Source organism: Rhodococcus sp. 14C212 (assembly GCF_011058195.1).
GTDB classification, from domain to species: Bacteria; Actinomycetota; Actinomycetes; order Mycobacteriales; family Mycobacteriaceae; genus Rhodococcus; species Rhodococcus aetherivorans.
On record NZ_JAALEH010000006.1, the window covers coordinates 92,419 to 104,569 of the forward strand.

Below are 12,151 nucleotides of genomic sequence, written 5' to 3' on the forward strand. Positions count from 1 at the left end.
TGGTGTGACGCCCAACACAGGTATCGAAAGGGGTGATTCCCCCCGCGTGGGGGTGATGTGACGCGGGTCATTGTCGTGGTCAGGCATCGAAGCGCCCCGGACGGGGCCGACATCCCTTTGATCGTGAGGAGCCCGCACCATGACCGAAACCGATTTCTCCGCTCCCGACGTCGACGTCGTCGTCGTGGGAGCCGGCTTCGCCGGCCTGTACGCCCTGCACAAGCTGCGCGACAGGATGAACCTGTCGGTGCGGGTGTTCGAGGCCGGCGCCGACGTGGGCGGCACCTGGTACTGGAACCGCTACCCGGGCGCCCGGTGCGACATCGAGAGCATCCACTACTCGTACTCCTTCGACGAGGAGCTGCAGCAGGAGTGGCGGTGGAGCGAGAAGTTCGCCGGCCAGCCGGAGATCCTGAGGTACCTCGAGCACGTCGCCGACCGTTTCGACCTGCGCAAGGGCATCACTTTCCACACCCGTGTGACCGGCGTGCACTGGGACGACGAGAACTCGATGTGGACGGTGCACACCGACGACGGCCGCAGCGTGCGCAGCCGGTACTTCATCTCCGGCGCCGGCAACCTCTCGGTCCCGAAGACTCCCGAGTTCGGCGGCATCGAGAACTTCCGAGGCGAGGTCCTGCTCACCGGCAACTGGCCCCACGGCGGGGTGGATTTCACTGGCAAGCGCGTCGCGGTCATCGGCACCGGCGCCAGCGGCATCCAGGCGATCCCGCTGATCGCCGAGCAGGCGGCGGAGCTGATCGTCTTCCAGCGCACCCCGCAGTTCGCCACCCCGCTGGGCAACGGGCCGCTCGACCCGCAGGCGGCGGCCGAGGCCAAGCAGAACTACCGGAGCCTGCGCGACGCAGCCCGCAATCACTTCCTCGGCGTCCCGTTCGACCAGGTCCAGCCCTCGGCACTGGCCGTCGACGCGCAGGAGCGCCGCCGGGTGTTCGACGAGCGCTGGAACGCCGGCGGGTTCCGGCTGTTCATCGACAGCTTCCAGGACATCCTGTTCGACAAGAAGGCCAACGACACCATCGCCGAGTACATCCGCGAACGCATCCGCGAGCGGGTGCAGGACCCGGCCAAGGCCGACAAGCTCGCACCCGAGGGCTACGCCTACGGCACCAAGCGTCCCCCGCTCGAGACGAACTACTACGAGGCCTACAACCGCGAGAGCGTGCACATCGTCGATGTGAAGGACACTCCGGTCGACGAGATCACCGCCACCGGGGTCCGGGTGGGAGAGCGCACCTACGAGGTGGACACCATCGTGCTGGCCACCGGCTTCGACGCCATGACCGGACCGCTGCTGGCGATGGACCTCCGCGGCCGCGGCGGACAGACGCTGGCCGAGAAATGGGCCTACGGGCCGCGGACCTACCTCGGCATCATGATCCACGGGTTCCCGAACCTGTTCACCGTCACCGGGCCGCAGTCGCCGTCGGTGCTCTACAACATGCCGCTGGCCATCGAGGACCACGTCGACTTCGCCACCGACGCGATCGACTACCTGCGCGCACACGACCTCGACGTGATCGAGCCGACCGCGCAGGCCGAGACCGACTGGCTGCACCTGACCAACGAGATCGCCGGACAGACCCTGCTGCCGCAGACCAACTCGTGGTACATGGGCGCCAACATCCCCGGCAAGCCGAGGGCCTGCATGGTCTACCTCGGCGGTGCCCCGACCTACCGGCAGACCTGCGCCGAGGTCGTCGCCGGCGGCTACACCGGCTTCGACACGACGAGTTCGCGCGCGGTGGTCGCGACCGCCGTCTCCTGACCCCACCGTCCATTCCCCGGAAGGAAATGCCATGACACTCGACCCTCACGTCGAGCAACTGCTCGCGGGACTGCAGGCGCAAGGACTGAAATCGTTCGAGAACATGTCCGTCGACGAAGCCCGGGCCGTCGTGTCGACGTTCACCGGCTTGCAGGCCCCGCCCGAACCGGTCGCCCGGATCGAGGACCTCCACTATGTCAGCGACACCACCGAGCTTCCGCTGCGGATCCACATTCCCGAAGGCGCCGGTCCGCGTCCGGTGGTGCTCTACTTCCACGGCGGTGGGTTCGTCGCCGGTGATCTCGAGGTGGTCGACGAACCCGCCCGGGCACTCGCGAACGAGACGGGGGCGGTCGTCGTGACCGCCGCCTACCGGCGAGCCCCCGAACATCGGTTTCCGGCGGCCGCCGACGACGCCTGGGCCGCGCTGAACTGGGTCGCCGCGCACATCGCCGAGCACGGCGGGGACCCGGGCAGCATAGTGGTGATGGGCGACAGCGCCGGGGGGAATCTGGCGGCCGTCACCGCGCTGCGCTCCCGAGACCGGGGAGGGCCGGCCCTTCGCGGACAGGTGCTGATCTACCCGGTGATCGACCCGAACGCTCAGCTTCCGTCCCGAATCGACTACGCCGACGGCTACCTCATCACCGCCGCGGCCGTGGACTGGTTCTGGGAGCAGTACCTGTCCGCACCGGAGGACGCCGACAACCCGTATGCCGTCCCCACCCGGGCGGCCCGCGTGGACGGACTCCCGCCGGCCCTCATCCTCACGACGGAGAACGAGGTCGCCCGCGACGAGGCCGAACAGTACGGCGATCGGATGCGCGCCGAGGGTGTGGACGTCCGTACCGTCCGATTCGACGGGTTGGTGCACGGCGTGTACTGGATGTCCGGCGCTGTTCCCCGCAGCCGCGAGTTGCGCGCCGCCGTCGCCGATTTCGTCAAGAGCGTCTTCGTCACCACGTCGGCGGCCTGACGGTCTTCCGCCCGGCGGGCGCGGCGCCGAGTCCGCCGGGCGCGGTGTCGAGTCCGCCGGACGCGACGGACGTGCGAACCGGTCGGCTGCACCGGTGACCGTGTCGGTGCCGGATGTCAGGATGCCGGCATGGACGAACGACCGGTGCTGGTTCTCGGTTCCACGGGCACCGTCGGGCGACGGGTCACCCGGCAGTTGCGCGAACGCGGGCACGCGGTCCGTGCCGCCTCCCGCTCGGGCGACGTGCCGTTCGACTGGTTCGGCCCGCACACCTGGAGACCTGCGGTGTCCGGTGCCGGGGCCGTGTTCGTCATGGCTCCCGACGGCGTGCCGGTCGCGGACGGATTCGTCGAGGTGGCTGTCGCCGAGGGGGTTTCGCGGTTGGTCCTGCTGTCGAGCAAGGCGGTCGACGTGATGGGCGACGAGCGCCTGCTGGCCGCCGAGCGTGCCGTCACGTCGTCCGGCGCGGAGTGGACCGTGGTGCGCCCCGACTGGTTCGATCAGAACTTCGACGAGGGTTTCCTGCGCGATGCCGTGCTCGCGGGCGAGATCGTCCTGCCGCTGGGTGACATGCGTCAGGCGTTCAACGACGCCGGGGACATCGCCGCCGTCACCGTCGCCGCCCTCACCGGGGACGGCCACGCCGGCCGGACCTACGAGCTGAGCGGGCCGGACGCGCTGTCGTGGGGCGAGGCCGCGGCCGTGCTCGCCCGCGCGTCGGGACGCGAGATCCGTTACCGCGGTGAACCGGACGCCTACCTCGAGGCGATGACCGGACTCGGCCTGGACCGGGCGCAGGTGCTCGCCGAGATCGAGGCCTTCGTGGCGCTGCGGGCGACCGGCGACGCCACCCCGAACGACGTCGTCGCCGAGGTGGCGGGCCGGCCGCCCGTGTCCTTCGAGACCTACGCGCGCGACGCGGCGGAACGCGGGGCCTGGTCCTGACCACGCAGCGCAGCCACCGCGTCGATCCGTTCCACGGCCTCGGCCACGATCCGGTCGATCAGCTCCCGGCAGCTCGGCAGGTCGTCGAGCATGCCGACCACCTGCCCGGAGGCGAGCACACCGGCGTCGGTGTTGCCCTCGACGAGCCCGGCCTTGAGCAGCATGGGGGTGTTGGCCGCCATGATGATCTGCTGCCAGGTGCGGTCGCTCGCCCGCTTCATCGCGATGCCGTCCTTGACGAGCGTCGACCACTTCATCCCGGTCATGGCTTTGAACTTCGCCGCGTTCCTGGCGGCGGCGACGAGACCTTTCGCGTAGCTGCCGCGTTCGAGGCGGTCGACGAGGTCGGTGTTGAGCACCCGGTGCGGCATGCCGTCGACCTTGACCGAGACCGTGGTGTCCTGCAGGCCCCGCCGCAGGTACTCCTGCTTCACCGAGTCGGGCACGGCGCTGTCGCTGGTGAGCAGGAACCGGGTGCCCATGGCGACGCCGGCCGCCCCGTAGGCGAGCGCCGCTGCCAGGCCCCGGCCGTCGAAGAACCCGCCCGCCGCGACGACCGGGATGTCGACGGCGTCGAGCACGCTCGGCAGCAGCAGCGTCGTGGCCACCGGTCCGGTGTGCCCGCCGCCCTCGCCGCCCTGCACGATCACCGCGTCGGCCCCCCAGGAGGCCACCTTCACCGCGTGCTTCGCGGCGCCGATGGACGGGATCACCACGATGCCGTGGTCCTTGAGCTTGGCGATCAGGTCCTTCTTGGGTGCGAGCGCGAAGGACGCGACCTTGACGTTCTCGCGGATGAGCAGGTCGATGCGCCGGGCGGCGTCGGACGCATCGGCCCGCATGTTCACGCCGAAGGGCCTGTCCGTCGCCGCCTTCGTCTTCGCGACGGCGGCCTCGAGTTCCTCGTACGTCATCGTCGCCGAGGCCAGGATGCCGAGGCCGCCCGCGTTGGCGGTGGCTGCGGTCAGCCGGGGGCCGGATACCCAGCCCATGCCGGTCTGGACGATCGGGTGCTCGATGCCGACGAGGTCGGTCAGTGCCGTCGTCAGGCGCGGGCTCATACCGCCACCTCCCGGTCTCGCAGCCCACGCGGATCGAGGACCTCGCGGATCAGGCGCAGTTCCTCGGCGGTGGGCTCCCGGGTGAGGCCGGCCTCGTCGAGGCCGGCCACCTCGAAGGAGGTGTTCTCGGCGACCTGCTCGGCGGTGACACCCGGGTGCAGGGTCAGCGCCCGGAACGTGTGGTCGGGACCGCCGAAGTCGAACGAGCCGAGGTTGGTGACGACCCGGTGCAGGTGCAGGAACCGGAAGGCCGGGTTGGCCGGATCGACCTTGTCGTAGCCGACACCGGAGACGATGTCGACCCGGTTGCAGAACACCCGCGAATTGTGCTTGCCGACCCAGTAGCTCGTCGCGTGGTTGATCGTGTTGCCGGGGGCGCCGCGCACACCGAACATCTGCCGGGTCGGATGCTGCAGCGGCCCGAACGCCGACAGGTTCTGGTTGCCGTGCCGGTCGATCTGGTTGGCGCCCATCACCACGTGGCGGCGGCCGGAGGCGACGACGTCGAACACCTTGCGGAACGGCATCCAGCCCTCGATCGGGCCCTTCGCGCCGAGCGCGGGGGTGTCCGCGAGGATCAGTGCCTCCCCGTCGGTGATGAGCAGGTCCGGTTCGGTGGTCAGCCGGGCGAGGCGGGCGCCGATCAGTGGCAGCGTCGCCATCGGGCTGGCCATGATCTCGCCGGCGCCGGTGAAGATCTCGGCGCAGGCGATGGCGCAGTACTCGGCGCGGGTCACCGTGCCGGAGATCTGCGGGGTGGTCGTCTCGGTCATGCCTGCTCCTCGCTGAAGGCCTGCACTGCGGCCTGGTAGTCGTCCTCGCTGCCGGAGAGGAACCGGTCGACGAATGCCTGCCACGTCTGCGGGTCCTTCGCCGCCTCGGCGTAGTGGCGCTGGAACTTCTCGTCGCGGCCGTAGCTGTCGCCGGCGAGGGTGAAGTGGGCGCCGTTCGGTGCCTCGACGACCCCGTCGACCATCATGCGGTTGAGGACGAGGGACTGCAGGGGAACGGACTTGACGAGCTCCTCGGTTTCGACGATGCGTTCGACCGAGACGTACCGTTTCGCGGCGGCCAGGCAGTACAGGTCGTCGAAGTAGGGGTCGACGCCGGTGTAGGCGGCGTTGCCGTGCGCATCGCCGAGGTTCAGATGCACCAGGGCCGCATCGAGGTTCAGCGCCGGCATCGCGATCAGCGTCTCGGCCTCGCCCGACTCGTCGGTGTACGGCGAGGTGACGGTCCGCAGCTCGCCCTCCCAGAAGTCGACGACGGCGGAGCCCAGGCCGGCGCGGATCGGCAGGAACGGCAGCCGGGCGGCGGCCGCCTCGAGGCCGCACTTGATCATGCCCTCGTCCATCTCCCGCGCGACGATCTCGCCGTTCGTGCGGGCCTTGGCGAACCACGGGTCGTAGAACGGGGCCGAGTCGAGGGAGACGAACCCGTAGTACGCCTTCTTCACCTTCCCGGCAGAACACAGCAGTCCCAGATCCGGGCCGCCGTAGGTCACGACCGTCAGGTCCGTCACATCCGAGCGCAGGATCGCGCGGACGAGCGCCATCGGCTTGCGCCGCGACCCCCAGCCGCCGATGCCGATCGTCATGCCGCTGCGCAGCTCGCCGACCACGTCGTCGAGCGACATCCTCTTGTCACGCATGGTGTTTCATGTCTCCTGGTCAGTGGTTGGCGCGCGGTTTGCCGGTGGCGACGAACTCGTCCCGGTGCTCGTCCGCGATGCCGGCGAGGTTGAGTTCGAAGGTGAAACCCTGCTCGAAGCGGTAGCTCTGCTTCACGTCCACCGGGTCGATGCCGTTGATGGCTTCCTTGGCGCACCTGATGACGCGGGTGTCCTTCGCCGCGATCTTCTCGGCGATCTCGCGGGCGGTGGCGTCGAGTTCGGCGCGCGGGACGACCTTGTACACCGAGCCGAAGTGCTCGAGCTGCTGGGCCGTGACGTTCTGCGCCGTGTAGTACAGGGTGCGCATCATGTGCTGCGGCACCAGCCGCGCGAGGTGGGTGGCCGCGCCGAGCGCGCCGCGGTCCACCTCGGGAAGGCCGAAGACGGCGTCGTCGGAGGCGACGATGACGTCGGCGTTGCCGACGAGGCCGACTCCGCCGCCGACGCAGAAACCGTTCACGGCGACCACGACGGGCACGGCGCAGTCGTAGACGGCGGCGAAGGCGGCGGCACAGCCCCGGTTGGCGGCGATGAGGGCGTCGTGGCCGTCGGTGGCCTGCATCTCCTTGATGTCGACGCCGGCATTGAAGCCGCGGCCCTCCGCGCGCAGGATCACCACGTGCGTGGCCGGATCCTTGCCTGCGGCCAGGACCGCGTCGGCCAGTTCGAACCAGCCCTGGGAGGGGATGGCGTTCACAGGCGGGTAGTCGACGGTGACCGTGGTGATGCCCGCGCCGTCGGTGGTCGAGGTGATGCCCATGGCAGGTTCCTAACGTCTGTACCGAACCAAGCGATTGCTTGGTAAGTTAGCACATGCGGGGCGCAGACCCCAGGGAGCGGAATCGTGGAGGCGGGGCGAGTGTGTCGCCCGGATTCCCCGACAACGACATCTATTCGAGGAGAAGACAAGTGAGTGGACTGGTCAACGGGCGCGTCGTGATCGTCACCGGCGCGGGGCGCGGCATCGGACGGGCCCACGCGCTGGCCTTCGCGGCCGAGGGCGCAAAGGTCGTGGTCAACGACATCGGGGCCGGCGCGGACGGTTCCGCGACGGGGGAGAGCCCCGCGGAGCAGGTCGTCGCGGAGATCCGGGCGGCCGGCGGCGAGGCCGTCGTCAACGGTGACGACGTCGCCGACTGGGCCGGCGCGCAGAACCTGGTGCAGACGGCCCTGGACACCTTCGGACGGCTCGACGTCCTGGTCAACAATGCCGGATTCCTGCGCGACCGCATGCTCGCCAACATGAGCGAGGAGGAATGGGATTCGGTGATCCGGGTGCACCTCAAGGGTCACTTCGCCCCGATGCGGCACGCGATGGCGTACTGGCGCGGGGAGGCGAAGGCCGGCAACCCGGTCGACGCGCGCATCGTCAACACCAGCTCGGGCGCCGGCCTGATGGGCAGCATCGGCCAGGGCAACTACGCCGCGGCGAAGGCCGGAATCGCGGCCCTCACGATCCAGGCGGCCGCCGAGTTCGCCCGCTACGGCGTCACCGTCAACGCGATCGCGCCGGCCGCCCGGACCCGCATGACGGTGGGCGCGGGGGGCGCGATGGCCGAGTCGATGGCCGCCCCGGAGGAGGGCTTCGACGCGATGGCCCCGGAGAACGTCTCACCGCTGGTGGTGTGGCTCGGCAGCGCCGAGTCGAAGGACGTCACGGGCCGGGTGTTCGAGGTGGAGGGCGGCAAGGTCTCCGTCGCCGACGGCTGGCGGCACGGCGAGGCGACCGACAAGGGGGAGCGCTGGGATCCGAAGGAACTCGGCCCGGTGGTGGAGAAGCTGATCGCACGCAGCGAGCCCCCGACCCCCGTCTACGGCGCGTAGGCAGCGAAGCTGCCGGTGCGTCCTTTGGGCGGCGGGAACAACCCGAAGGACGCACCGGCGGCGCAGCCGCCTACGCGGGCGAGCGGACGATGATGGTGGTCCCGGGGAAGTACGCGGCCAGTTCGGTGCGGGCGTGCTTGAGGGTCGCGGTGCCGTAGCCCTGCTTGCGCAGCTCGGGCTGGACCCAGATCGCGACGTCGACCTCATGGCCCTGCAGCTCACCGAACGCGAAGCCGACCGGCTTGGGTTCGGTGCCGGACAGGTCCTCGGCGACCAGCCACACGGCGGACTCGTCGTCGATGCGCGACAGGCCGGCGGCGCGCTCCTGTTCGACCCGCGCCGCGCCGGCGTCGTCGAGCTGCTCCTCGCACCGGGCGCGGAACAGCTCGCGGTCCGGCTCGCTGTCGCTGAACTGACGCAGCCGGAAGTGGGCGCCGGTGGCGTAGGGGCGCTCGGCGGGCGTCCACTTCAGTACCGCGTCGAGGTCGTCGAGCTCCTCACGGATCTTCTTGCGCTCCGCCTTGGTCAGCCGCCGGAACGGAAGGTTGAGCACCGCTTCGGCGCAGAACTCGTTCGTGTCGAGCAGCTGCGCCACGGTCGCGACGGCCTCGGCCCTGTCGTTGCTCTCGACGATGGCATCGAGGACCTCGTGCCGGCGTTCGAGCGCGCGCAGCAGTGCCGCGGCGATCTCCCGCTTGTCGAGTACCTGATCGTGGTTCGCGGTTGTCATCGGGTGACATCCCTTCTCGAGAGCAGCTCGACCGGGCACCCCACTGGTTCGTGCCCGGTCGTGCCGGCTCCCGCGAGGGTCACTCGCACACCACCACCGGGATGACCCGATCCGTCCAGGACTGATAATTGTCGAAATCCGCGTACATTGCCACCAGCCGCGGCCAGTACTGCGCCCGCTCCTCGGGCGTCGCCACCCGTGCCGTCATCTGCCGCACCCGCGACCGGACCTGCACGGTCACCCGCGGATCGGCCTGGATGTTGCGGAACCACAGCGGGTGCTGGGGCAGGCCGCCCTGGGATGCGACGAGCACCACCCGCTCGTCGTCCTCGAGGAACAACAGCGGAACGGTCCGCTGCTGTCCCGTCCTCCGGCCCGTGGTGGTCAGCAGGCAGACGGGGATGCCCCACGGAAAGGCGCTGCCCACCCGCCACTTTCCACCGATCCGGCCGCCGGTGGCCTGATAGACCGCCACGTTGGCGCGCGACATCCACTTGATGATCGGCACGGTCCACTTCGAGTCGAGGCCCTTCGGGGCGGCGGCTCCGCTCATGTCAGATCCGCTCGATGATCGTGCCGGTGGCCAGCGCGCCGCCTGCGCACATGGTGATCAGCGCGGTGGAGCCGTCGCGCCGTTCGAGCTCGTGCAGAGCGGTGGTGATCAGCCGCGAGCCGGTCGAGCCGACGGGGTGGCCGAGCGCGATCGCACCGCCGTTCACGTTGACCTTGTCCATGTCGGGTTCGTGCACCCGCTCCCACGACAGCAGCACCGACGCGAACGCCTCGTTGACCTCGAACAGGTCCAGGTCGCCGATCGTCATCCCGGACTTGTCGAGGACGCGGCTCGTCGCCTGCACCGGGCCGTCGAGATGGAACTCGGGCTCGGCGCCGACGAGGGCCTGCGAGACGATCCGGGCCCGAGGCTTCAGGCCCAGCGCCGCGGCGCGGTCGGAATCCATGAGCAGCACCGCAGCGGCGCCGTCGGAGATCTGCGACGAGGTGCCGGCGGTGTGGATGCCGCCGTCGAGGACCGGCTTCAGTTTCGCGAGCGATTCCGTGGTCGTCTCGCGCAGGCCCTGGTCGCGGGCGACGGTCTGCTTCTCTCCGGTGAGCGTGCCCTCCTTGTCGACGACGGGCGCGACGACGGGCAGCACCTCGCGGTCGAAGCGGCCCTCGTCCCACGCCCGCTTGGCCAGCGCCTGCGACCGGACGCCGAGCGCGTCGACGTCCTCGCGGGTGATGCCGCGACGACGGGCGATGCGCTCGGCCGCCTCGAACTGGTTGGGCATGTCGATGTTCCACGACCCGGGCCGCCGCGGGCCGGCGAGCTCGCCGACGTTCGCACCGAGCGGCACCTGCGACATCGCCTCGATACCGCAGGCGATGCCGACGTCGATGGCACCGGTGGCGATGAGTCCGGCGATCAGGTGGTTGGCCTGCTGAGCCGACCCGCACTGGCAGTCGACGGTGGTGGCGCCGACCTGCCACGGCAGGCCGGCGTGCAGCCACGCGGTGCGGGTGATGTTGTTGGACTGCGCGCCGGCCTGGGTGACACACCCGCCGATCACCTGCTCGACGAGGGCGGGATCGAGCCCCGCGCGCTCGATCAGTCCGCTCTGTGCGGCTCCGAGAAGCTCGGCAGCATGCAGGCCGGCGAGCCAGCCCCCGCGCTTGCCGATCGGGGTGCGTGCCGCCTCGACGATGACTGGTGTGCCCACGGTGGGCTCCTTTCTGGTCCTTGTCCTCGCAAAGTAGAACAGGTTGTCGTGGCGGACAAGACGTGGTCCGAATGATCGGGACTTGGCGATTCCTTGGCCTCCGGGCCGCCCTGTGCTTGAATGCTTTTAGAACGTGTTCCACATCACGACCCGGTGCACTCGTCAGGGTAGGAGAGAATTCAGTGGCGCAGCCCAACATCCCCGAAGACATCGACTTCACCGATCCGGATCTCTACGCCGAGCGGATGCCGTTCGAGGAATTCGCCGAGCTGCGTAGGACGGCCCCCGTCTGGTGGAACAAGAAGTCCCCCGACGTCGGCGGATTCCACGACGAGGGATTCTGGGTCGTGTCCCGGCACGAGGAGGTCCGTGAGGTCTCCCGCCGGAGCGACGTGTTCTCCAACTGGGAGAACACCGCGATCCCGCGGTTCAACGACGACATCCCGCGCGAGGCCATCGAACTGCAGCGCCACGTCCTGCTCAACAAGGACGCGCCCGAGCACACCAAGCTGCGCAAGCTCGTCGCCCGCGGGTTCACCCCGCGCGCGATCAACGGCCTTCGCGACGAGCTCAACGCCCGTGCGAAGAAGATCGTCGAGGAGGCCTGCCGGGCCGGTGGGGGCGACTTCGTCACCCAGGTCGCCGCGGAGCTGCCGCTGCAGGCCATCGCCGAACTCATCGGCGTCCCGCAGGAGGACCGCGACAAGATCTTCGAGTGGTCGAATCAGATGACCGGCTACGACGACCCGGACAACACCGCCGACCCGGCGGCCGCGTCGATGGAGGTCCTCGGCTACGCGTACCAGATGGCCGCCGCCCGCAAGGAGTGCCCGGCCGACGACATCGTCACCACCCTGATCGAGGCCGACATCGACGGTGACGAGCTCTCGCCCGAGGAATTCGGCTTCTTCTTCATCGTGCTCGCCGTCGCCGGCAACGAGACCACCCGCAACGCGATCACGCACGGCATGGCGGCGTTCCTCGACAACCCGGAGCAGTGGGAGATCTTCAAGCGGGACCGGCCGAAGACCGCGGCCGACGAGATCATCCGCTGGGCCACGCCGGTCACCTCGTTCCAGCGCACCGCGCTCGAGGACACCGAACTCGGCGGGCAGACGATCCACAAGGGCGACCGCGTCGTGATGCTGTACGCGTCGGCGAACAACGACGAGGAGGTGTTCGAGAACCCCCGCACGTTCGACATCCTGCGAGATCCCAACCCGCACCTCGCCTTCGGTGGTACCGGTGCGCACTACTGCCTCGGCGCCAACCTGGCGCGGATGGAGATCGACCTCGTCTTCAACGCGATCGCCGACTACATGCCCGACATCACCAAGGTCGCCGACCCGAAGCGGTTGCGGTCCGGCTGGCTCAACGGCATCAAGGAGTTCCGGGTGGACTACCAGACGCAGGGCGGCTGCCCGGTCGAGCACTGA

At 69.6% G+C, this 12,151-nt stretch carries 12 protein-coding genes; 5 read left to right on the forward strand and 7 right to left on the reverse strand.

Annotated features, from left to right (window positions below; translation table 11 throughout):
* Nucleotides 1-139: 139 nt before the first annotated feature.
* The 3 genes from G6038_RS05035 (at nucleotide 140) to G6038_RS05045 (ending at nucleotide 3,710) form a co-directional block, all read left to right on the forward strand.
* Nucleotides 140-1,789, forward strand: coding sequence for an NAD(P)/FAD-dependent oxidoreductase (locus G6038_RS05035; protein WP_165036213.1), 1,650 nt, complete (start codon nucleotides 140-142; stop codon nucleotides 1,787-1,789).
* A gap of 31 nt (nucleotides 1,790-1,820) precedes the next feature.
* Nucleotides 1,821-2,765, forward strand: coding sequence for an alpha/beta hydrolase (locus tag G6038_RS05040; protein ID WP_165036214.1), 945 nt, complete (start codon nucleotides 1,821-1,823; stop codon nucleotides 2,763-2,765).
* A gap of 129 nt (nucleotides 2,766-2,894) precedes the next feature.
* Complete coding sequence (locus G6038_RS05045) at nucleotides 2,895-3,710, forward strand: NAD(P)H-binding protein (RefSeq protein WP_165036215.1); 816 nt, start codon at nucleotides 2,895-2,897, stop codon at nucleotides 3,708-3,710.
* Here the strand turns inward: G6038_RS05045 and G6038_RS05050 are convergent.
* Genes G6038_RS05050 through echA20 form a run of 4 tightly spaced genes read right to left on the reverse strand, consistent with a single transcriptional unit; the run spans nucleotide 3,671 to nucleotide 7,203 of the window.
* The gene (locus G6038_RS05050; RefSeq protein WP_165036217.1) at nucleotides 3,671-4,771 is read right to left on the reverse strand and encodes a nitronate monooxygenase; all 1,101 of its coding nucleotides are present in this window, start codon (nucleotides 4,769-4,771) and stop codon (nucleotides 3,671-3,673) included. The genes G6038_RS05045 and G6038_RS05050 overlap by 40 nt on opposite strands.
* Entirely contained in the window at nucleotides 4,768-5,544 is a 777-nt protein-coding gene (ipdB, locus tag G6038_RS05055) for a cholesterol ring-cleaving hydrolase subunit IpdB (RefSeq protein WP_165036219.1), read from the reverse strand. The genes G6038_RS05050 and ipdB overlap by 4 nt, the downstream gene beginning before the upstream one ends.
* Nucleotides 5,541-6,422, reverse strand: a complete 882-nt coding sequence (gene ipdA, locus G6038_RS05060) for a cholesterol ring-cleaving hydrolase subunit IpdA (protein WP_206024290.1) — start codon at nucleotides 6,420-6,422, stop codon at nucleotides 5,541-5,543. The genes ipdB and ipdA overlap by 4 nt, the downstream gene beginning before the upstream one ends.
* Nucleotides 6,423-6,441: 19 nt before the next feature.
* Nucleotides 6,442-7,203, reverse strand: coding sequence for a (7aS)-7a-methyl-1,5-dioxo-2,3,5,6,7,7a-hexahydro-1H-indene-carboxyl-CoA hydrolase (echA20, locus tag G6038_RS05065; protein ID WP_165036221.1), 762 nt, complete (start codon nucleotides 7,201-7,203; stop codon nucleotides 6,442-6,444).
* Between the two features lie 149 nt (nucleotides 7,204-7,352).
* Here echA20 and G6038_RS05070 point away from each other — a divergent pair, with 149 nt between their 5' ends.
* Nucleotides 7,353-8,267: an SDR family oxidoreductase gene (locus G6038_RS05070; protein ID WP_165036223.1), complete on the forward strand. Its 915-nt coding sequence runs from the start codon at nucleotides 7,353-7,355 to the stop codon at nucleotides 8,265-8,267.
* Between the two features lie 70 nt (nucleotides 8,268-8,337).
* Here the strand turns inward: G6038_RS05070 and G6038_RS05075 are convergent, their stop codons facing one another.
* From G6038_RS05075 to G6038_RS05085, 3 genes are all read right to left on the reverse strand, one after another.
* Nucleotides 8,338-8,997 carry a GNAT family N-acetyltransferase gene (locus tag G6038_RS05075; RefSeq protein ID WP_165036225.1) on the reverse strand — a complete coding sequence of 220 codons (660 nt, stop codon included), beginning with the start codon at nucleotides 8,995-8,997 and terminating at the stop codon, nucleotides 8,338-8,340.
* A 79-nt stretch (nucleotides 8,998-9,076) separates the two neighbouring features.
* Nucleotides 9,077-9,550 (reverse strand): nitroreductase family deazaflavin-dependent oxidoreductase, encoded by a 474-nt coding sequence (locus G6038_RS05080; RefSeq protein WP_165036227.1) that lies wholly within the window; start codon nucleotides 9,548-9,550, stop codon nucleotides 9,077-9,079.
* A gap of 1 nt (nucleotide 9,551) precedes the next feature.
* Nucleotides 9,552-10,715: a steroid 3-ketoacyl-CoA thiolase gene (locus G6038_RS05085; protein WP_165036228.1), complete on the reverse strand. Its 1,164-nt coding sequence runs from the start codon at nucleotides 10,713-10,715 to the stop codon at nucleotides 9,552-9,554.
* Nucleotides 10,716-10,897: 182 nt separating this feature from the next.
* Between G6038_RS05085 and G6038_RS05090 the strand changes: the two genes are divergently transcribed.
* On the forward strand, nucleotides 10,898-12,151 hold the full coding sequence (locus G6038_RS05090) for a cytochrome P450 (RefSeq protein WP_165036230.1): 1,254 nt from the start codon (nucleotides 10,898-10,900) through the stop codon (nucleotides 12,149-12,151).